The organism is Shewanella sp. DC2-4 (assembly GCF_013248875.1).
In the GTDB taxonomy this organism is placed as follows: Bacteria; Pseudomonadota; Gammaproteobacteria; order Enterobacterales; family Shewanellaceae; genus Shewanella; species Shewanella oncorhynchi.
This window is the reverse complement of sequence record NZ_JABRVR010000004.1, coordinates 70,441-92,375: the sequence shown is the minus strand read 5'-3', so window position 1 is coordinate 92,375 and position 21,935 is coordinate 70,441. Positions and strand designations below refer to the sequence as shown.

Genomic DNA, 21,935 nt, shown 5'->3' with positions numbered 1-21,935 from the left:
CCAACGATATCTTCAAAATCAGTGTTGCAAAAACGGGAGTGACCATAGATTCCGTTTTCTGAAGCGACCCTTAATTGTATCTGAGGGATACAGCCTCCCCAATTTGGATCGCAAAGATCTCACTTTGCGACAGAACCCGTTTTAGAGTGTGAGTCTGTTTTTGACAGCAAACCTAGCGATTTAACATATGACCGATAATGAGCATTCCGTTAATGCGAGGTTTTTGCAGATTAATTCACTTCAGTTCTTTGTTTGAAATAGGATAAAAATATGAAATCGCTTATCTTTTTTGTCTTTTTATGCTGAGAGTAACGCATTTATCGCAAGGTGTACCATGTCGTATCAACTGATCGGAAGCATCACTCATGGTTTTCATGGCGCACTAAAAATTATTCTAACCATGATAAAGGAGGAGGCTTGATGCCGGAAATTAAAGTCAATCAAATCGCTCAGGTCAGCGGATACCAAGCAGAACAGCAGAGGGAGTCTCAGTCACTACCGATTAAAACGATAAAAAACTCCCCAAACATGATGCGTTTCAAAGAAACCGCACAATTCATCATAGATATGATGCCAAGAAAAAGCTGTGGGGAAGCAGGTGCTAACCAAAAATACTGGCTGGAAATTAAAGATCCGAATCATCGCGATAGGATTTCGTTGAACGGCCTTGACGCACAATCCGGTGCATTAAGTGCATGGCAGGAAGACGTTAATACAAAAACAGGGCTATTTCTATGGATTGATCAGCATCCCGATGTTGAAATCAACATGCTCAAGAATAAACCTAAACATCCTCTGTCGCAGGGTATCTGCTATATAAATTATCAGTCCCCAGATCAAGCTACTGACTATCGAATAACGCTTTCACAAGGTGAATGGGTAATTGGGGGGAAGTTATTAGATACGACACATCTACCAGGCAAGGCTGGGATGGAGGGCCACGCAGCTATTGTTATCCATCGCGACGGAAATATCTTTGTTCATCCGTATGAAAAAGGTAAATGGCAACATACCTCGACGACAGAAGGTAAGCCGGTTTTATCAGCTGGCATGATATTAATTGAACAGGGAAAAGCGAAATCATTTCATCTTGATTCCGGACACTATACGCCCCAGCGGCCTCAACTCGAACATCTTTTATCTCGATTGGCGGCACAAGGTGTCAATATTAGCGAGCTCGATATCCACGCCAACTCTATCGCGCAGGATGATATAAACGCGTTAGTGAGGAAGTATTCTGGCTAGCGCAGTTGTTTACCAGGCAGGTGTCTAATAATACAAATACTATCGATTCTTTATTATCAAGGATATAGAAAATGGCTCCAATCCAATCATTGCATCGTTCTACCTATATTACACCGACTGAGCAAAGTCATCAGCGCAATCAGATCCTAAATGTACTGGCGGTGCGCAATACTACAAACTCTCCGATGCGCAGAACGCTGGATGCCTATGGCATAGATGATAATCGGAAAGCGTTAAGACAGCTCAATCAGGATAAATATCATGTGTTGGTTAAAAAAGACCACTCAGGCACCCCTGATTTAACCCACGGCGCCTATGTATCCAAACGGGGTGAGGATAACTATGGCAACTTTAACTGGTTAAATCCAAAGGGTTTGATTAAATATCAAACCCCTGATGTCGCAGTTATCAGCTTTGCGAATAAAGATCAGTTAACACAGCTCAGTGAGACCTACTCGGAGACTCCCTTGCCGGATTTTCTCACCAAGATACTCAATGCAGAGTCTTGTCTAGATACTGAGCTTTATCGTCAGAATGAGAGTCTGGTTCAATTTGTCTCGCCGATAGATAGTACGCAGCATGGCTATCTCATTAGCCCCAATACACCGTACTGTGATAAAAATGTATTGCATACTTATATCAATGCTCCCGAGACACTAAAAAATAGCAAGCATGGCATCATCTTATGTACCTACGCGATTCATCCAGGTATACAGTCTTCATTTCTAGAGTCGCGACATCATCAATCAGGCCCTGTGAGGCTTGAGGTAAGCCAGAACATGTCACAAAAAATTGATTGATGAAAAAAACACAGATTGACTCCTTGACCAGCATTCTAAATTTAAAAAAAGAGCATCTTCCACAGCTCGAAAAATTGCGACAAGAGACAGTGCAGCATCTTCGAGATGTCTATGCTGTAAATGAACATGACAATACCAGAATGTTTTTTCATTTTCCCGTTGCAGAGAAAACCGCCACGCTTCACTTACACACCTGGGTAAACAAAGGCGATCACCCGCTGAATGAACCAAGGTCTTTCGAGCTCGATACAATCATTGCGCATCTTAAATCTGGAAAAGAGATCAGCGATCTTGTTCTTGACCGAAACGGGGGAACTTATTTTTTACCGACCTCAGATTCCATTAAGGATATTAGAGGCATTCCATTTAAAGGTGTACACAACAACGTTCTAAACCTGCCTTTGTAATCGGTTTATACCTGATCTTTTACGTTGCAGGGCTATCGGGCAAGCTTTAGTGAACTGAGTGCAGCCAACGCACCTGCAACGTGCAGCATGACAACTAGAGGAGATAACTAGTGATTTCAATTCAAGCTTTGCAGCCTTCTGCTGCGACTTTGCCAGCTGACTCGAGTAGCTCACTCCATCAGACCTTGGATGTACGGGCTGTACGTAACTCTCAGGCTAGCCTGACACAACACGCAAGCTCTGCGATCCGCAGAACGCTGGATGCTTATGGTATTGATGACAATCGGAAAACTCTGAGCCAGCTAAATCAAGACAAATATCATGTCTTGATCAAACAAGGCAACTTCGGCACCGCCGATTTAACCCATGGGGCCTATATATCCAAAAAATCTGAAGACGACTATGGTAGTTTCAGATGGCTAAACCCAAGAGGTTTGCAGAAATATCAAACTAACGATCTGTCTCAGGTATCGCTGACAACAACAAATCTGGTACAGCTCAAGGAAACGTACAAAAATGAAAATGCCACCCAGTTTCTGGTTGAGCTGCTACGCGGTAACAGCCGGGAGCCAGGCGATAAGATATACAATGAGGTGTACAAAAAAAATCTCGATCTCTTCCATTACTCTGCTCCATTAGGGACAGGCAATGGGTTTCTAATTTACCCGAATATTCCCTACATGTCGCAAACCTACACCGCTGGAAAAATAACGGATTTGGCCACTAGATCAGAAGGCATCCAGCTGACGGCCTGGGCCGTTCATCCTTTATTGCCACATGATTTGATTCAGGAAATTAATAGTGACCCTTCAGCAGGAAAAGCACTGGCTAAACAGAATGAGGAATTGAATCAACATAACGCTGAGCTAACATCAGGCGTGAAGTCATTAACTTCTATATTGGATTTGGAGCAAAGTGATGTGGGGATGCTGGAAAAACTAAAGAGGGATAGCTTGCAGCATTTAGTTGATGCCTATGGGGTGTCCGCTGAAAAAGATAAGGTTAATTTATTTTTCCATTTTCCGGTAGCACCTTCAACCGCTACTTTACACCTGCATGTTTGGGTGAACAAAGGGGATCACCCCTTGAATGAGTCGCGTGCATTTGGTATTGACGAGATTATTCAGCATTTAAAACAAGGGGAAAATATCAATAAGTTGATATTATCCCGAAACGATGGGAAGTTTACATTGCCGACCAAAGATATGTTACATAAGATTAAAGGCATGCCTGAAAGTAAAACACCAATTCCTGCTGATTATAGCGGATTTATGCTCCCACTGCCGAGTGATGGCGTTGTTGCCTAAATCAGCCAGCAAGTCATGACTTCCCCAGCCCCAAGTGATCGCTACACTCGGGGCTGTATGACAGGCTGATCCAGGGGGGGGGCCGTTTGTTTATCGCGCTCACATACGCCATCACTTACCCTACCTGACCGTTGTATTTTCGCTGACTGATTTTCCCCGCCAGCAACGGCTTGAACTGATACATTGCCGTTTCTGCCAGTGAGCAACGGTGGTATCCAGATATCTTCTTCCAGTGCGTCAGCCCGTCCTTTAGCATCACCAGCACCGCCTCATTTCTTGGGTGTCCTTTTTTCCATAACCCCGCGTTCTTATGAGGTGGAATACAGCCTATCGCCCCTTTGTGCCTATCAGCTTGTTCTGGGTCTAATCCCATCGGACGCTTAATTTTGAGACAGTATGGTCAATAAATTAAGAGGTCAATATGAGTCTGAAAAAATCACATAAGAGTTATCCGCAGGCATTTAAAGATGAAGCCATCTTGATGGTGCTGGATCAAGATTATAGCGTTGCCGATGCGGCAAAGTCTTTTGGAGTGTAGTGGCACACTAATTTTGGCCACCTAAATAGAGGTGATATTATTACCTCGTAGATGACTTTAGGTGAACACATGAGATCGACAACCAGAAAAACATTTAGTGCTGAATTCAAACTTGAAGCAGCCCAATTAGTCCTCGATAAAAACCATAGCATCATCGAAGCTGCAAAGGCGATGAACGTAGGTAAGTCCACTATGGATAAATGGGTGAGACAGTTAAAACTAGAACGCCAGGGTGGCACACCAAAAGCATCTCCGATTACCCCTGAACAAATTGAAATCCGTGAGCTGAAGAAGCAAATAGCTCGTCTTGAGGAGCACAATCTTATCCTAAAAAAGGCTACCGCTCTCTTGATGTCAGACTCGATGAACAATTTACGCTAATCAGCGCACTCAAGCAGAGCCACTCTATTCTCACAATTTGTAATGCATTCAAAGTGCATCGAAGTAGCTATAAGTATTGGCTAAAAAGAAAAGAACATATTGATACAGACTTGACTATTTTATGCAGTGAAGTGAAGGCCGCACATCGTATTAGTCATGGCTCTGCCGGTGCGCGAACGATAGCGCAATTAGTGACTAACAAAGGGATTGGTCTCAGTCGTTATCGAGCCCGTAATCTAATGAAAAAGCTTGGGTTATTAAGCTGTCAGCAGCCTAAGCATTCTTATCGGAAAGCGACACAAGAGCATGTTGCAATCCCCAATACGCTTAATCGACAGTTTGCAGTAACTCAACCAGATCAAGTGTGGTGTGGCGACGTGACGTATGTTTGGGTCGGTAATCGCTGGGCCTATCTAGCCGTTGTTTTAGACTTATTTTCCCGCAAACCTGTTGGATGGGCTTTGTCATTATCACCAGATAGTGAGCTGACCTGTAAAGCTTTGAAAATGGCATTTGAGTTAAGGGGTAAGCCTGAGAATGTGATATATCACAGCGATCAAGGTTCGCATTACACAAGCTTGAAATTCAGACAATTAATATGGCGTCTTCAGATTGAGCAAAGTATGAGTCGCCGCGGGAATTGTTGGGATAACGCACCAATGGAGCGTTTCTTTAGAAGTTTGAAATCTGAGTGGATACCCGTAAGTGGTTATGGGAATTTTACAGAAGCAGATAAAGAGATCACAAATTACATCACTGGATATTACAGTGAGACCAGACCCCATCAATATAATGGTGGGTTAACGCCAAATGAGTCAGAACGTTTATATTGGAATGACTCTAAAACCGTGGCCAATTTTACTTGACCAATACACTATGTATGTAGTTACCCCTCTGGGCTATTATGTTAAACCGCGAAAGAAACTCTTTAATAAAATATAGGTAGTTTTCATTTTGTCTCTATGTTCTGCTTTTAGCAATTCGTAGTAAGCATTGGCTGTGCCAAAGTAATTGATCAAGCCTTGCATATATTGCCGCACTTTAAACAGTTGATAACTCATACTCACACCCAATTTCGGTTCGTCAATAGTCTTATCTTTTGTTTGAAAATGTACACAGTGTTTGCATGCCATCTCATTTTAACAAAAAACGGAAGGTATATTTACCCGAATTATATCTAGCAGTTAAAATTCATAATTTTGTTGTATGCCACGAGTTTTACCATTTCAACCTTGATAGTCAATACTCCATCATGTAAATTGATGTTAATACTATAATCTGAGTTGATAATATGTTATTGCAAGAATATCAGAGGTTTACATTGGAGTGCTCTTTAGTAATTGGGAAGATACCTGATGAGGCACCTACGTTTCTACTCGAACGGATTTTGCCACAACTTAAAAACATGGTAGATAGAAATGAAGCCGTCCATAAGACAAAGGATGAAACAATTACTCTAAGGTTAAACAAGTTAGAAATAGAAGAACACCACGTAACGTTGCTTTTTCAATATGCAGACAAAAATGCTTCAGACCCTTCTTTTACGCATACCGATACGGGTAATACTCGTACTGAGCAGAAGCAAGATGGCGAAGGAATCTCAGTTTCAGCACACTTAATAATTCGAAGAGCTCCAACGGGAAAGTTATTAAATACTTGCCATGATGTGATCCTTGAAGAAGTTCCTGGCATTAGTAGGGGAGTTATTGAAGCTGGCCTTACGCACATGCTCAGTGAATGTTCAAAAGCCGATTTTAAAAAACCAGATTCTAGTAAAATATTGCTGTGTAGACCTAAGGTTTCATTGCAACATAACGGTAATGAAACATTGCATGACCTGTTAGAAAGCGGAACTATTAATGGATTTGTTGCTGTTAAAATTGGTGTTCAAAACGCTCTAGATGAGGAAGGTGAGCTTGTTGTAGTTGACGAGCGCTTGGTGCTTAAAGTCAAGCGCACTAGAGGTCAGAAGGCCATGACTCTAATAAATAAAGCTCGCGATAAAATTTTTGCTCGCGAATATAGTCGACTTCAAATTCGTTACCAAGGGGATAATAAACGTTCACTGACGCTGGATGTTGGCGTTAGAGAAGCTAATATTGCAGAGAAAATTTTCGCAAAAAGCTCTTTAGTTAATTTCGATGAACCAATAGCACAGTGCCAAACGGAGGTTCATGTTAAACTCAAAAAATTGATGATAGAAATACTAAACAAAATGGCAAAAGTGAAGTAATGATTGATAAGCTTTTAAAGCCTATGGGCTACATAAGGATTAGGCATTCCGAAAAATACTGGTTTGACTTGTTCATTCCAGCGTTGCTCGCCGTGCTTATTGCTACAATCATTTTCATTTTACCTAAGCCAATAATATTATTGGGGAAAGACAGCCTTATCGGTTTAGTGAATGGGATACTGCAAATCTTGTCTGGCTTTTATATTGCGTCTATGGCTGCTGTGGCCACATTCCAAAAGGAAGGTATGGATGAATATATGGTTGGTGCTCCTCCAAAGCTAAAAGGCCAATCTTTAACCAGAAGAAACTTCCTTACGTACCTTTTTGGCTATCTAGCATTTATGAGTATATTAATGTATTTCGTAGGTGGGTTCATTCAATTATCAGCATTAAATATCTCATTTTGGATAGTTGATCTTCACTCATCGGTTAAATTTATTTTGGTTACTGCATATCTCTTTGTGATCTGCAACATCTTAACGACTACCGTTTTAGGTATGCATTTTCTAATCGATAAAATTCATCGAGAAGAACCTAAGTTTGTAAATGAAAAAGGTGACAAACCAGCTGATAAGACTAAAAACTAATTGATCAGCACTGTAAGTGCTGTAATTGATGAGTCAGTTTAAATTAATATTCATAGTTTAACATCACCGGATATTATGTTAACAGCAGTTAAAACCGTTACGTCGTAACTCATAAATATCCAAAAGTTAGCCCGTGAATCACTCTATACTAGACTGATTCACGCTGGCCTTAAAACAGACCCATTTCGCCCCGTATCTTCCTTCCAACGGGGCTTTTTTTCATTCGAATGAATCACTCCGGAGAACTGATTCACGGTGTTTAACTTACTACCTATAAGCATTATTTGTTAAAAGTTACGGGGTAAATAAGTCTGCTTAGTCATCGCTGACAAGATCGTCTGCTCGTCCAAATATATATGTTTGAAGAAATTGGTCTATACGTATGTTTAGCTTAAAGGGTGAAATGACTACGCCTTCCACTTTCTCAAAGTAAGCTTTCGCCTTTGTTTTATCTACGGTGTTTTTAAGCGCATCAAATCGACCAAAATTGTTAATGTTCTTCTCGTTCGCATTATCGTTCATTAATCGTGTAAGCATGTTGACATCTAAACCCAATGCATTAACCACTGTGCTTAATTTGGCATTTTCGGCATTATTTTTATAATCATTAATATAATCTCTAAAATTATGCCCATCAGTTAGTAGAGCATCACCACGCTGTAGATCATTCAAAAAAAGTTTGGCGTACTTTTGCTCGCTTTGGGTGAGTGATGAAAATGAACTGTGCAGCTCGTTAAGCGTTCCTTCAATGGTTGTATGGTCTTGGTGTTGATTTAGCTCTTTTAAATATTTATCAAAGCGGCTATTCATGTAGTCAGCATTGATTTTTCCAGTATCCATTTCGGTGATGTTGCCGCTAATATCATATGGTGGCGTATCCCCACCACCGTCACTGGGAACTTTAGTAACGAGTTCTTTATAGCGTAGCACTAGGCTTAAAAAGATTTGTTGATCAATAGCCAATGTTACGTCATGTTTCGTCTCATTTTCCTCAAATGAATAAACAAGTTCATTCCAGTTAAAGCCTTGTATCTTGGCGGCTTCCAGATGTTGATTCAACACTTTAAATAAGTCGGCAAACTTAGCGCAGGTTGCGGTGTCTTCTGGTAATTTGTCAAAATATTGCACCCCAGCGTTTACAAACAACTCAGTGATATCTGCAACCAACTCATTCATTGCTTTAAGGTTACTTTCAAGCCTATCCACAAATAAGCCGATGGGTTTATCTCCAGAATAGAGTTTTACCGCGTCTTTGATATGCTGCTCCATCGTGTGTGGGTAGCGATAGTAACGGATCGTGCCGTGAGGTTTGTCTGGTCCAAATAAGCGATTGGTGCGTGAAAATGCCTGAATAATATTTTGGTACTTAATCACTTTGTCTAAATACAGGGTATTAAGCCATTTGGAGTCAAAGCCCGTCAGCATTTGGTCTACTACAATCAGTAAATCGAGCTGCTTTGCAGGTTCGGTGTGTATACGCTCGTAAGGTTTTTTATGGGCAAGTCGTGCGGCTAAATCTTTTTTAAATTTAGCGTGTTTAGCAAAGTCGAAATCTTGGCCATAGCGCACGTTATAATCAGTCATTATTTCGTCTAGGCCATCACCTTTAAAGCTGGGCCCTCGATTGCCAGTGCCATCGTTGTCAATGTTTGGGTCAAATAATGCAGAGACTTTAAGTGTTGGCATCGCGTCTTTTAAGCGGCGATAGTAGTCAATGGCCTCGCTAATGCTATTAGTGGCTAAAATGGCATGAAATTTATTGGCCTGGCTGAGTACCTCCCAGTTGTCCAGAATATCTTTCACGACTTGTTTTTGATGCTCATCGGTTAGGTATTGCGATTTAGGCACATGGTCTTCTATGCCTTTGATGTACTTTCCGGTGGTATCTTTATGACCTGCCATAGCGACGTCATTCATAAAGTAATTAAACTTTTTCTTTTTAGCGGGGGTTGATAGTGCATCGGCCACCGAATCGGCTTTGGCTTGTTCAAGGGCGACGGCTTGCCTTATATCCTTGTCTTTAAATGTGCTGACTCTATAAGGGTCAAATCCCAGTACGTTACCATCGCGAATACCGTCAGCAATACTATAGCGATGTAACTCATTACCAAATACCGTAGTGGTGGTGTTGCCCTTTTTTTCGTTTTCTTCTTGAATGGGCGTGCCAGTGAAACCAAAAAACAATGCGCGGGGGAAGGTTGCTTTAATGGCGATAAGCATATCGCCGAAGGTTGAACGATGTGCTTCATCAATAATAAACACTAAGCGCTTGGCACGAATTTTTTCGATATCAGCTGAATTAGTCGCAGTACCCGTATCGTCAACCTCTTCAAAAATATTACTCATTTTTTGAATCGAACTAACAATCAACGTCTCTGATGGGGTACAGCTTTTGAGTTTAGTGATTAATATATGGGTATTTTCAGTTGCTTGCACATCTTCACCATCACCGGCAAAGCCGCGGTATTCGGTGAGAGACTGAGTGCCAAGCTCAATGCGATCCATTAAGAAAATGACTTTGTCGGCATCTTTCGATTGAGCAATGAGTTGCGCCGATTTAAAGCTAGTCATGGTTTTACCCGAGCCAGTGGTATGCCAAACATAACCACCTAAACGGTCAATGTTATTTGCGTTACAGCCCATTTGCTGCCAGTTGGTTTTAGCCACTTTATCGGAGATGGCATTGGCTGCGTAATATTGGTAACTGCGCATCACCTTTAATACACCATCGGTATCGTCGGCGACGGTATAAAAACCAATGAGCTGGTGCGCCATGGGGATGGACAGTAGCGTTGCTGTAATGTCTTTCCAGTGATTGACTGGTTCGTTATTAAAATCCGCCCAGTTAAATTGATAATCTGGGTTAAATTTGCCCTCCATCCCGGGGTTGGCAAAATACTTAGTCTCATCCGGCTGCATAGCGACAAAGACCTGGATAAGTGAAAATAGGCCGGAAAAAATACCTTCTTTGGTGTATTTTTCGATTTGATTAACTGCCTGACTAACCGGAATACCGCTGCGCTTAAGCTCCACATGGATAACGGGCATGCCGTTAATTAATAACAGCACATCGCCACGCCGATCATTACGCAATGGGCTGCCCCGTTCAAATAGGGGTTGTTGCGCAATTTGGTAGCGGCTTTGTCCAGCGGCTATTTCTTGGCGGTCGTAAATTTTAAGGCTGACTTCTTTACCAAAGTGCTCTTTATCGTCGGGATTGTCGCGCTTAATGGCCACGGTTTTACCGTTGATTAAGCCATTGAGTTTTAATGGGGTTCTGAGTTCTTTTATTTGCTCAATAATTTGCTGCATTTCACTGGCGGTAAGCGCAACATCGTTTAATCGGTCACGCTGGCGATTGTTTTCAAATAAAATATTGGCCCAGTTTTGCAGTAAATCAGCTTCAGTTTTATTTTTTAAAACGGCGCTTTCCCAGCCTTTATTGGTTAGCGCCTCTACAAAGGCTTGTTCAAAATCCGCTTCTTTTTTAAAGGTGGTCATGACTGCATCCCTGCTAGACAAACATTTTACTCAAGCAGGCTTGCTTGATGTTATTGAGTTTGGTGATTTGTTGTTGATGTTGATTGATAAGCGTATCAAGTTTTTGGAAGTAGTTACCGATGGCGGCTTGCTCTTCAATATTTTCAGTAAATGCTATTTCAAGATCCATCATGACAGAAGCATTTAACTTTGATCTGCCACCACCAACTAAAAACGGCTCAAAATCTATAGACACTAATGCGTATTTAATGAACAAATTCGAATATCTCTCTTTTGCTTTCAATACATGAGCATGATTATTTACCCACACTTTTCCATTTACATACTGAATAGGGTAATTTTTTAGGTCATTTGCCCCATCTTCAGCCAAGAGAACATATTCACCATCATGCGTATAGCCTTCGATATAACCTTGAATACCATTTGCTCCATAGTAAGGCGTATTTCCAGATATCCGGTCTTTTGCTGTAACTGGTATTCTCAAATTGTCGTATTTATCCGCAATCTTTGATAACGGAGTATAAGCCCACTCTCCATTTAAGTCTTTAAAGCGGATTTTTGGGATGGTTTCGCCTTGTTTGGGGAACATTTTTTCCAGCATGGCTTTTTTAATGTTGCTGAGCTTGTCATGCTTTTGTTGGTGTTGGTTGATTAGGCTGTCGAACTTTTGGAAGACGTTGCCGATTTGGGCTTGTTCCACTGATTTAGGCAAAGCCACCAACAGGGATTTTAGTGAATCAATTCCAATATTTCTTTGAGATCCAGTATTTATATCTAATTCTAATTGGCCTTGTGTTCTTTCAGTCTGAAAAAAATAGAACAAATATTTCCCATAAGTGGTGTTATTCGTTTTAAGAATTGCACAAGAATATGAAATCAAGAATTTAGTATCTGTTTCAACATATCTCACACTCCCAATAGATGCATAACGAGCAAACAATATGTCACCAAATTCAGGTTTTATTTTTTTTGATAACTGCTCGTAGTCCTCAATGGATATTAACTTGGCACAGTTAAAGTCGAGGCCGTTAATGCCATGGAAGTCGCCAGTCATTAAGTATGGTATGCCCGTTGTTTTCGATTCTGGCATACGATGGTCTATATCTCCAATTAGGCAAAGGCTACCCAAAAGCCTTTTTTCCCAATCCTCACTAAAACCTTTAAAGCGGATCTCAGGCACCTTGTTATCCGTACTCATCTTATTCGCCCTTCAACAAGCGGGTGAGTTCGGTCAATCCCTGCATATCAAACTCATTACCGGTAAGCTCAGTCATCATGGTTGCCAGTTCTTGCTCGGTGGCGCTAATGTCACTCGCGACTTGCGAATAAGTCACGGCGTATTTATCGGCCAGTGCTTGCACTTGGGTGGTGAGTAGGGTGATAACACTGCTTGGCATAGTCGCGAGTTCGCTACAGAGCGGCGCTATCCATTTAAGATTAAGTAGCTGATTAATTTGCTCGTCGGTTAAGCTTTCAATGGTGGTTTTCGTTTTTAGGTGTAAAGCCGTGGCAGCTTCTTTAACGGCTTTTTTGAGGGCTTTTTCTTCATCAAGTAATGCACTTACGTTAATAAGCTTGGCCTCAATACTGTCTTGGGCAAATTTGGTTTTGGTGTCTTTTTGCTCTTTCAAATAGGCTTTGGCAGCCTTATTGACTTCGGCATTAGCAAAGCCGTCTTTGCTTTCTTTTACTGTGTCAGCTTCTTTTTCTTCTTCAGAGAGTGACTCGAAAAGCTCTTCTAGCGCTGCGGCGATTTCGGCTAAACGGGTTTCTTGCTGGCCTAAGTATTGCAGCTCGTCATTCAAATGAGTCGATTGCACTAAGTCGAACGGCAGTATGTGGCCTTTCCAGCCATCTTGCACTTCAACCTCTTTGCCATCTTTCTTTTTAATCACCATGTTTGGGTCAACTAGCTTGGTGGCGGCAAAGCCTTCGGTTTGCATCATCTCCAAGTCCGCGCTAATGATTTGCCATTGGTTATTCAGGTATTGGTAGGCTTGGTATTTGTCGATTAAGGCTATGGGCGCCAAGCGGGTAAACAACTCGCGGCTTAACTCTGCCTCTTGCTGGTTGCGGTTAACCGTTGCCCAGGCTTGAATAAGGTGGGTATTTAAGTATGCGTCAAAGCCATTAAAGGCTTGGTTGTAAGCCGTAATAAACGTAACCACTTGGGCATGCTGGGTTATGGTTGTGTTCACCGCGTCTTTGGCGATAGTAAGCTCGCTGTAGCTGGTTGATTTGGGTGTAAATAAGGCACTGTGCAATTGTGGTAAGGCTTGCCAATAGTGTTGCAGGTTGGCAATTTCGCTATCGGGAATGCCGCCTAACATCGTTGCGTATAAATCCCAGCTTTGCGCGGCAGCCGAGGAATCGACATAGCGCGGTATATTAAGATTATAGCCGTGCTCGCGGATGGTGGATTTTTCGACGAGTTGTGAAAATTTAGGGCAGCTTTGACGATGAATCACTGCATCGGTAATGCGCTTGATATCGGATGCTTGTAGCTTGTTGTTTTTGCCTTCTTTAATAAAATGTTTTGAGGCATCAACGATTAACACATCGGTGTTTTGACGTTTTTGCTTGAGCACCAAAATGACGGTTGGAATGCCCGTACCAAAGAAGATATTTGCTGGTAAACCGATAATAGTATCAATATGATTGTTTTCAATTAGCTGAGTGCGAATTTTACCTTCTTCACCTCCACGGAATAATACGCCGTGGGGCAACACAATAGTCATAATGCCATCGGGCTTTAGGTGGTATAGGTCATGCAGCAAAAAGGCAAAATCGGCTTTGGTTTTAGGTGCTAAACCGAAACGCGAATAACGTGGGTCGCTCTCTTTATGCGTTGGGTCCCAACTTTGTGAGTAAGGCGGATTGGAGACTACTGCGTCAACATATAAAGCGTTGTAAGTCTCTTTTGGATCGCTTTCATCAAAATATGGCCAATCATCTTCTAAGGTGTCGCCATTTCTGGTTTTGATATTGGTGGCTTTAATGCCCCGCATGATGAGATTCATACGAGTTAAGTTGTAGGTGTTGGCCTTTAACTCCTGGGCGTAATAGGTAATATTGTCTGCCTTGTCAGCATATTGCGCTAAAGCCTGACCAATATTAATCAGTAACGAGCCTGAGCCACTAGTAGGGTCGTAAATTTCAATATTTTCTTTGTGCTGTAATTCATGAGCGGTGATGTGTGACATGAGGAGTGACACTTCATGCGGGGTGTAGAACTCTCCGGCTTTTTTACCTGCATTGGCGGCAAATTTTTCAATAAGGTATTCGTAAATATAACCTAAGACATCGTAACCCTGATTGCTGTTCATCGGGATGCTTTTTATGAGGTGCAGTAAGTCACTGATGGCTTTGGTGCGCTTGCTAGGACTTTCGCCAAGTTTACTTAACCCTGTTTCTAAGGTGGTGAAAATACCATCAAATAGTTTTTTGTGATTGGTGTGGATCAACCGGCTAAATGCAGACAACGCATCGCGCACATTGGACTCGTCAAAGTCTGACTTTGGATCTATCCAAGTCGAGAATAAGTTATCGTAAGCGATAAAGTAACCGAGGTTGCTTTGCACGTATTCACGCGTTTCTGCATCATCTTCGTCAAGGGCCTTGATGTCTTCAGGTGTCATCCCTTGATTAGTGAGAAACTGAACCAATTGGTCACTTAGGTATTTGTAAAAGATAAAGCCAAGTATGTAATCTTTGTATTCGTTTGCTTCTATCTTGGAACGCATCTGGTTGGCTGATTCCCAGATTTTGGCAGCGAGTTGTTGTTTATTCATGTTTGCTCTAAATAGTCAGAATGAGTGATGTCGCAATATGTTTAAAGGACATAAAGCACGTATCAAAATTGGGTGATTGCGAGTTAAACACCATTGGTTTAACAAAATCATCAAAGCGTTGTCGGAAGAGTGGGTTCTTTTCTAGCTCCTGTAAGCCAAGCCTTAACTCATTGGCTGGGTCCATGACGAATTCGGCATGTTGGTTGCCAAAGCGAGCAATATCTTCTTCTAATACGGCGAGGAAAAGGGGCGCGAGTAATTCATTATCAAGGGCCAGTGCTGCATGAATACAGTGTACGTCGTAAATATGTCGAATTAAGGTAACGTCATCGTTTCGCGCTGCATCACGCTTAACAGACATTGTACGGCGTAGCATGGAAAGCACTTTCTCCACCAAGGTGGTATTTACTGATACACAGATGAATCCGTTCACTTCTTGTGGCAGCTTATAAAGTTCTGCTACTAACGATTGAATGCCCCGTGTTTCCAGCGCAAGAAGTGGAATTGTCTCCATCAGTTCTAACTTGATGATTGGGCGTAGACAAGGAGCCTGGCTAAATTGTTGCGGATATTTAAGCTCATATTCCACATAGCGATATTCATCCTGAACTAATCTAGCTTCGATAGAAAATTTGTTAGATGCAATAAGCGCTGTTTCAATTTGTACTGCTAATGCTTTACGGTACTGTTTTTTCCTGCCGCGACTAAGGTGTTGAAATTGCGGCGTGGGGATCAGCTTTATGTCCACGTCTTCAGACATTCGAAGTATTTTGACATTGGACTTAGCAAGTGCGGTGCCGCCGGAAAACACCATTTGATGAGTTTCAAACGTTAGCTGTTCAAGCTCTGAAAGTAGAGCAACCACCCAATAATCTTTTTCAATTATGGCGGGGTTCCCGAGCGCTAATGCATCGGAAACCTCTAAGAACTGTTGTTTCAGTTTTTTCATGGTCTACTTGCTGGCGTCAACAGTCTGTTACCAACAACCAATTTTCGATTGAACTGTTTTTGATCCCATGAGTAATGAACTGATGAGGGAATTTGGGTGTTTTTACCGGAAAGACTTTGTAAGGACAGATTATCTATCTCGAAATCGATGTCTTTCATTTTCAATATTTCACGCATAAGTGCATCGCTACCACCTGGACAGGTCGGCATTAAACGTCCTGTCAGGCTATTTACTCGCGCTTTAGTGTATAAGCCATAGCCAAGCTTCATTATCTCGCCTCTATCCATTAACTGGTTAAGCGATCTGCCAATCTGGTCATAGCTAGCAATGCCGTCAAAGTCTTTGCGTTCGAAAACGTAGCGTCTAGAACGCTTTATTTTTTGAAAGATACTGTCAACAGCTGCCATTTAAACCTCCTTACTCTACAATAGCGCGAGTATAGCTTAACGTGAGAATAATAGGAATAAATACGGCATTACATTAAGATTAAATGCGGCGCTAATATTGAATTAAGCTTATGATTAATCAGTTTTAATTCTTACTATATTCGCCTCCACCTATATGTTGCTACCATTCTCACCTAGTCTGCAATACAACAGCGTTCATCCATAAAGCGAATTATTGCTACCCAAGCTCGCTCAACTTGGCCGTTTTAGCAATGGTCGAACGACTACATTTAAGTAAGCTCTGCACCTGAGACCAGCTTTTCCCTTCATTGAGTAGTAACCGAATATTTTGCCTTAATCCATGGTCAGGCTGACGTCCAAGGTATTTGCCTAAGGTTTTGGCCTTTTCGATGCCTTGCGCTTGTCGCTTTCTTCTTGTCTCGTAATCATCTCTGGCCATTGCAGCGGCCAAATCAATCATGAACTCAGTCAGCACTTTTGCGATCATGGTATGTTCTTCCATGCCACTTAAGATCCCATGCGTCATTGGCTGGTCAACAACGACAATATGAATATTGGCTTTTACCAATTTACTTTTTAGGACCTTCCATTGCTCGAAGGGGAGGCGAGACAATCTATCGACTTTTTCTATGAGTAAAACATCGCCAGGGTGAGAGTCCATGATTAAGCGCCCAAGTTCAGGTCGTTCAATTTTCGCCCCTGATTGCGTCTCGGTATAAAAACTGGCTATACGAATATTTTTACTTTCTGAAAACTGAACCAATTCATTTCTGGCTCGATTGGCATCTTGTTCATCTGTCGATGCGCGCAGGTAGGCCCGAATAAACATTTTGCCTCATTTGGTGCTTTTAGGATGTGGTTTACGATACTAGTGCGAGTAGGGTTTAAAATCAATATATAGCGAACCAATTGGCAATGTGATGTGGTTAGTTTGCTTGGGGTATACCCTAAGTAAGCCGGTGAATCACTCTACACAAGATTGATTCAACTGTAGTAGCAATCCTGTGTAGTTGCGAATATTTCGAATGTTGACATTTTTCGAATATTGCGGATAATGCAGGTTGAAACAAATTTTTCCAATATTTGAGAGATGAATTATGAACATGACTACTTTGCCGAACGCCGAAGAAATCGCAATGGCTCGGTTGGGCAGCCAGGAGTTATCTGCTGTTATTGAAAGTAATGGTGAGGCTCAACAAATAAGTGTAATTGATAAACAAGGTCAATCGCATGATGTCACTTTACCTTCTAGCGTATTGAAAATGATGATTGAAGTGTTGACGCAATTGGGGCAGGGTAATTCTGTTAATATCACCCCCATCCATGCCGAAATGACCACGCAACAAGGCGCTGACTTTTTGAATATGTCACGGCCAACATTTATCAAGTTATTAGATTCACGTGAAATACCATTTACTCGAGTCGGTAATCGAAGAAAAGTGCCATTTTCTTCGGTGATAAAATATAAGCAGCAACTGGAAATCCAGCGTTTGTCAACACTTGATGAGCTTTCCAGATTAGATCAGGAATTGGGTATGGGTTACTAATGGCGTCGTATACTGTTGTTTTTGATGCGTGTGTCATGTATCCCGCACCACTTCGTAGTTATTTGATGTTTTTAGCCAATGCGGGCTTATTTAGGGCTCGCTGGACTGAGCAGATCCATGATGAATGGATGCGTAATGTATTGTTGAATAATCCACGCATCACAGAAGTAATGTTAGAACGCACGAAACAACTGATTAATCAAAATGTACCTGATTGCCTTATCGAAGGGTATGAGCCGTTAATTAAAGGATTAACACTGCCTGATATGAATGATCGGCATGTGGTTGCTGCAGCTTTAAAAGGGCACGCAGAGGCCATCATAACGTTTAATCTTAAAGATTTTCCTGCATCAGAGCTCAATATACTTGAACTATCAGCTATCCATCCAGATGAGTTTTTGTGCGATATGTTTGAGTTAGATCCAAGCTCTTGTATCAAAGCGGCTCAACAGCAAAGAAGTAGCTTAAAGAATCCCCCGATGACAGCATCAGAGTTTTTAAATTGCTTACAAAAGCAAAGGTTACCGGTTTTTGTTTCGAAGCTGAGACCATTTGAATTAATGCTATAGGCCTTACTCGTGCGATGAATCAGACTTGCCTAGTCTGGTTTACGCATACATCCTGCCATTTTGCTATACAAAAGCTAATCAATATTCTTCTGTAAAAGTTTTCGTTTATTTGATTCCTTAATCGTCATCTGAATTGATATATCAAAATAATTTATGTCGACCATATAGAAGCAAATGCAGCATCTGAAGACTTAGGGCTAGGCTCCGCTTTATCAATCGTAAATCTAACAGGAATATTAAATGCCGAGCCGAAACCGATAGCGTCACCTCTAGGTAAACTTGATATTTCGCTAAGAGTATGTTCATTACCATTTTCTATCGCATGTCTTAATGCATTGATGTCTCGTTCATTAGTTAAGCGCAGTGAGATCCAATTCGAACACATGGCGAGAACAGTCGACGATAGCTCTGATGGGCGTTGAGTGCTAACAAGTAAAGAACAATTAAACTTACGCCCTTCTTTTGCAAGCCTTTCATATGCTTTAAGTTGAGTTCCTTCTTCTGCGAAGGGATCTCTAAGGTAGTGATGTGCTTCCTCTAAAAGCAGCATGGTTGGATAATTCTTATCTTGGCCTCTTTTAAATAATACATCCGAATACATTTCTAAAAGTGAACCTAAAATCATTGGAGCATGATCATCTGCTATATTTTTTAAGTTAATGATATGAACATCCCAATCTTGTGCTTCCCCCGATTTTTTACCAAAAATATAATCAACTTCATTCTCAACTTCTTCATTCCACATAGTCATCGGGTCTTTGATAACTTGCCCTCCAGATAAGTTAACTACATTCCTGAAGCGTGGATCATCTACAAGTTGTTGAATAACTTTAACTAATGGCAATACGTTACCATAACTAAATGCATCTCTTTTACTTTCGCCTTGAGGTGTATATGCTTGGCAGCCAAACTCAGCAACAAGGTTAGCTAGCGCATTAAAAGGTGGCCATGTTGGAAAATATCCAAGTGAATTGCTTCTCAATTTTTTAAGCCACTGGCTTAAGTCCTTTTGTCCATCTTGTCGACAATCATCAACCAATTCGAACCAAATTTGAGCAGTTGGAGGTGGAAATGATTCAGCTGTCAATATTGAGTCATTTGTCCCGCTACACACCATATGAAGTGACTTCAATGCATTTCGTAGTGCTGGTAATTGTGTTTTATCGCTTGGTCTTAATAATTTAATTAATCCCGCATAGCCAAATGCTTGATAAGGTATTTGATGATAGACAGGGTATTTACCATCAAAATTAGGAGGTGCCGGCACAGGTTCAAATATAACTGAACTAGTTATAGAAGCTGGGATACTACCCAAAATGGTCTCTTTCACTCGTTTTTGACCAATAAATGCATCAGCATATTCACCATTTATATCGAAAATAACAAGTCTGGATTTTGTAAATTTTTCACGTATTCTTTGTGTTAACAGTGCATTAAAATTTGATTTCCCATAACCAGTACTACCAAGAACAGCCAAATGTCTAGAAAGTAGAGAGTTGAGACCAGCATTGATTCTCGTCGTTTTAGTTCTTGAGTCTCGCCCTAGTTCAATTGTGGAGTCTTTTTCATCTTCATTTACGCCATAAATAGTTTCTAGATAGTCGCTCGACAGGGGAATCGCTTTTGCTCCTAATGTTGGTAATTTCCAGTTTTCGGAAATAAACTTTCGAGTTTCACCATCCAGAAATACATAGCCCACAGAATATGCAATGAGTTGCCTTAGTGGGATATCAGTAACATTCATTGTGCCGACATTAGAAGAATGAGCTTTGTCTGGATCAACAAATGCCATATCAGTGACTCTAGCAATAACAAGGTTAGTGCCAGCATCTAGTCCAATTAAATCGCCAGGTTGAGAGACTGAGCTTACCCCTCGTCGGTGAGATGCTAATTGACCTTTGTGTCCCTCAAGTAAGTTAACGCGAATTTTTGTGCCTTCAAGCGCAACTACATACCCAATAGAATCGACGCTTTCTATGCTCATATCTGATTTCCACTTTGAACTAGATCATTAATAGCGGCTACAAGATCTTGAGTGGAAGTATCTCTGGGGAATAACACAGGCTTTGGAATATATTTAACAAATGAATTGAAGTAGGCTTTGTCATCTCCGCCAACAATTGTAATTTGGTTTAATGACAGTGATTTAAGTTTTTTGATGCATTTTTGTGCTTCATTTAAATTAGCTGTATCTGTCGATATTGTATCGAGCTCAGGATAGAAAATAACAATATGTAGTGAAGGGTTGAGAAGAGCCCCAAGAATGATTCGATTGATATGATAGTCACCAAAGCCATATCCATTTACAAAAATGGCTGTTTGAGGCTTTGATAGGAACTCACTAAACCTGCGAAACATCTCACCGTATACAAAACCGATTGTGTGGTGATATTTATTGGCACCAGGATAAATTAAGAATTGCTTATCATATACAGCTTCGCCTTTTAGCAATGGATCAATATAACGGTTCTTCGCTAGAGCTGAAGGGATCTCTTTAATATCACTGTCATGTTCTTGAACCCAAGACAGGGAGCCATGCAGTTTATGCAAATAGGCATGATAGTGCCCAAATCTGGCCTCACCTTTTGCATTGACGTTTCTAAAGCTCAAGTCAAAATTTTGAGGTTGAAAAGTTCTTGTGTGAAGCCCTGAAAATCCATTCACAAGTTGAATGCCTATTTCTTCAGCAGCCCACTCTAAGGAGAGATCATAGTTGGTGGTAAATAGCATCGGAGCGGCTTGACCTGGCTGGCGATTTGAAATTAATTTTTCAAGCAGTTCTCGGTGAGATTTGAATTGTTCTTGAGATCCTAAGTTCTCATCACCAAAAGCTTCTTGTTTTACCAGTAGTGCCGCTTTGGTTACGGATTGATATAAGCAAAGTAGAATTTTCTGAAGCCTGCCTACAGGTTGGGACTCAAAATCTGTCTCGTTGTTTAATGGTGATGTTTTTTTGTATACCGATAAATATTGAGTTACTTGATCTAAAAGTTGCTCCACATTTACATCTTGATTATTGATATTTTCTTGAGTTATGAGTTTAAAAGCAAGTAATTCACTGGGTAGATTAGGCGTACTGTTTATTGCATCAAGCCATACACCTTTCATTGTCATACCGCCACATCCTGCTGATGCACCAGCACCTAGAAGGACACCTATGTTTTCTAATTGGCACAAAGAGCCTAAATGACTTTTAAAGTCTTTTTCAGAGATAGGGCTGCTGCCTTGGAAGATAAATTTACTCATTTTCGTTCCGTGATAACAATCAAATTATGTTATAAGTGTGCTTCTTTTGTAATCTTAATACAATGACTTATCTAACTCTTTAGTACCAATCGCGATTCAGGATAATGGACCTTATAGTTTTATAGCGATAGCGATGAGTGGGTATGTTTTCCAATAGGGTTTGAAGGTATTAACGCTGAATGATCATATCATAAACAAGTTCACCTCATTCGTTCATGGTCATGCTGGGCGTACACAAGCCGTTCAAGCAAGGCAATGAACTGTTGGCTCAACGGGGCATTAGCCGACAATTATAGTATTTGGTCAAATCTTAGAGAAACTATGTCAAACTTTAGAATAAAAAGACCCAATTTCCCTAAATTGGCACCTACATCAGTCATATCTGAGTGGGAAGAAAAAGCTACTGAAGTAGAATCTAAGTGACGGT

The 21,935-nt window shown here is 41.1% G+C and carries 18 protein-coding genes and 2 pseudogenes; 10 read left to right on the top strand and 10 right to left on the bottom strand.

The genetic code is table 11. From position 1 onward, the window contains the following. The first annotated feature begins 420 nt into the window (after window positions 1-420). The 4 genes from HQQ92_RS23540 (at window position 421) to HQQ92_RS23965 (ending at window position 3,759) form a co-directional block, all read left to right on the top strand. Window positions 421-1,245: a hypothetical protein gene (locus tag HQQ92_RS23540; RefSeq protein WP_173249041.1), complete on the top strand. Its 825-nt coding sequence runs from the start codon at window positions 421-423 to the stop codon at window positions 1,243-1,245. 71 nt (window positions 1,246-1,316) lie between these two features. After that, window positions 1,317-2,045 carry a hypothetical protein gene (locus tag HQQ92_RS23535; protein WP_173249039.1) on the top strand — a complete coding sequence of 243 codons (729 nt, stop codon included), beginning with the start codon at window positions 1,317-1,319 and terminating at the stop codon, window positions 2,043-2,045. Beyond that, window positions 2,045-2,452: a hypothetical protein gene (locus tag HQQ92_RS23530; RefSeq protein ID WP_173249037.1), complete on the top strand. Its 408-nt coding sequence runs from the start codon at window positions 2,045-2,047 to the stop codon at window positions 2,450-2,452. The genes HQQ92_RS23535 and HQQ92_RS23530 overlap by 1 nt, the downstream gene beginning before the upstream one ends. Before the next feature lie 110 nt (window positions 2,453-2,562). After that, entirely contained in the window at window positions 2,563-3,759 is a 1,197-nt protein-coding gene (locus HQQ92_RS23965) for a hypothetical protein (protein ID WP_173249035.1), read from the top strand. Between the two features lie 41 nt (window positions 3,760-3,800). On the opposite strand, the pseudogene HQQ92_RS23520 reads toward HQQ92_RS23965, so the two are convergent. Next, window positions 3,801-4,099, bottom strand: a pseudogene (locus HQQ92_RS23520) (IS5/IS1182 family transposase); the annotation flags it as partial. 81 nt (window positions 4,100-4,180) lie between these two features. Here HQQ92_RS23520 and HQQ92_RS23515 point away from each other — a divergent pair. Both HQQ92_RS23515 and HQQ92_RS23510 read left to right on the top strand, forming a co-directional pair. Then, window positions 4,181-4,294 (top strand): annotated as a pseudogene (locus tag HQQ92_RS23515) (transposase); the annotation flags it as partial. Between the two features lie 72 nt (window positions 4,295-4,366). Then, a protein-coding gene (locus tag HQQ92_RS23510; protein WP_173245183.1) for an IS3-like element ISSba5 family transposase occupies window positions 4,367-5,544 on the top strand; the annotation gives its coding sequence in 2 pieces (ribosomal slippage) (window positions 4,367-4,625 and window positions 4,625-5,544; 1,179 coding nt in all). A gap of 36 nt (window positions 5,545-5,580) precedes the next feature. Here the strand turns inward: HQQ92_RS23510 and HQQ92_RS23505 are convergent. Then, window positions 5,581-5,739 (bottom strand): hypothetical protein, encoded by a 159-nt coding sequence (locus tag HQQ92_RS23505; RefSeq protein ID WP_173249031.1) that lies wholly within the window; start codon window positions 5,737-5,739, stop codon window positions 5,581-5,583. A gap of 230 nt (window positions 5,740-5,969) precedes the next feature. Here HQQ92_RS23505 and HQQ92_RS23500 point away from each other — a divergent pair, with 230 nt between their 5' ends. Together HQQ92_RS23500 and HQQ92_RS23495 are read left to right on the top strand one after the other, a co-directional pair. Further along, window positions 5,970-6,911: a hypothetical protein gene (locus tag HQQ92_RS23500; RefSeq protein WP_173249029.1), complete on the top strand. Its 942-nt coding sequence runs from the start codon at window positions 5,970-5,972 to the stop codon at window positions 6,909-6,911. Next, entirely contained in the window at window positions 6,911-7,498 is a 588-nt protein-coding gene (locus tag HQQ92_RS23495; RefSeq protein ID WP_173249027.1) for a hypothetical protein, read from the top strand. Before HQQ92_RS23500 ends, HQQ92_RS23495 begins: the two co-directional genes overlap by 1 nt. A gap of 315 nt (window positions 7,499-7,813) precedes the next feature. Here HQQ92_RS23495 and HQQ92_RS23490 read toward each other — a convergent pair whose 3' ends face one another. From HQQ92_RS23490 to HQQ92_RS23465, 6 genes are all read right to left on the bottom strand, one after another. Continuing rightward, window positions 7,814-10,999: a type I restriction endonuclease subunit R gene (locus tag HQQ92_RS23490; protein ID WP_173249025.1), complete on the bottom strand. Its 3,186-nt coding sequence runs from the start codon at window positions 10,997-10,999 to the stop codon at window positions 7,814-7,816. Between the two features lie 13 nt (window positions 11,000-11,012). Beyond that, a complete protein-coding gene (locus tag HQQ92_RS23485) occupies window positions 11,013-12,197 on the bottom strand; it encodes a restriction endonuclease subunit S (protein WP_173249023.1) in 1,185 nt (394 codons plus the stop codon). 1 nt (window position 12,198) lies between these two features. After that, entirely contained in the window at window positions 12,199-14,790 is a 2,592-nt protein-coding gene (locus HQQ92_RS23480) for a type I restriction-modification system subunit M (RefSeq protein ID WP_173249021.1), read from the bottom strand. 7 nt (window positions 14,791-14,797) lie between these two features. Further along, on the bottom strand, window positions 14,798-15,739 hold the full coding sequence (locus HQQ92_RS23475) for a nucleotidyl transferase AbiEii/AbiGii toxin family protein (RefSeq protein ID WP_173249019.1): 942 nt from the start codon (window positions 15,737-15,739) through the stop codon (window positions 14,798-14,800). Further along, window positions 15,736-16,146, bottom strand: coding sequence for a DUF6088 family protein (locus HQQ92_RS23470; RefSeq protein WP_006087348.1), 411 nt, complete (start codon window positions 16,144-16,146; stop codon window positions 15,736-15,738). Before HQQ92_RS23470 ends, HQQ92_RS23475 begins: the two co-directional genes overlap by 4 nt. A gap of 217 nt (window positions 16,147-16,363) precedes the next feature. Then, window positions 16,364-16,975 carry a recombinase family protein gene (locus HQQ92_RS23465; protein WP_173249017.1) on the bottom strand — a complete coding sequence of 204 codons (612 nt, stop codon included), beginning with the start codon at window positions 16,973-16,975 and terminating at the stop codon, window positions 16,364-16,366. A 268-nt stretch (window positions 16,976-17,243) separates the two neighbouring features. On the opposite strand from HQQ92_RS23465, the gene HQQ92_RS23460 reads away from it, so the two are divergent. Together HQQ92_RS23460 and HQQ92_RS23455 are read left to right on the top strand one after the other, a co-directional pair. Next, complete coding sequence (locus tag HQQ92_RS23460) at window positions 17,244-17,693, top strand: excisionase family DNA-binding protein (protein WP_173249015.1); 450 nt, start codon at window positions 17,244-17,246, stop codon at window positions 17,691-17,693. Next, window positions 17,693-18,262: a PIN domain-containing protein gene (locus tag HQQ92_RS23455; RefSeq protein ID WP_173249013.1), complete on the top strand. Its 570-nt coding sequence runs from the start codon at window positions 17,693-17,695 to the stop codon at window positions 18,260-18,262. The genes HQQ92_RS23460 and HQQ92_RS23455 overlap by 1 nt, the downstream gene beginning before the upstream one ends. Before the next feature lie 151 nt (window positions 18,263-18,413). On the opposite strand, the gene herA is transcribed toward HQQ92_RS23455, so the two are convergent. Next, window positions 18,414-20,246 carry an anti-phage-associated helicase HerA gene (herA, locus tag HQQ92_RS23450; protein WP_173249011.1) on the bottom strand — a complete coding sequence of 611 codons (1,833 nt, stop codon included), beginning with the start codon at window positions 20,244-20,246 and terminating at the stop codon, window positions 18,414-18,416. Beyond that, window positions 20,243-21,508: an SIR2 family anti-phage-associated protein gene (locus tag HQQ92_RS23445; protein WP_173249009.1), complete on the bottom strand. Its 1,266-nt coding sequence runs from the start codon at window positions 21,506-21,508 to the stop codon at window positions 20,243-20,245. The genes herA and HQQ92_RS23445 overlap by 4 nt, the downstream gene beginning before the upstream one ends. Window positions 21,509-21,935 lie beyond the last annotated feature (427 nt).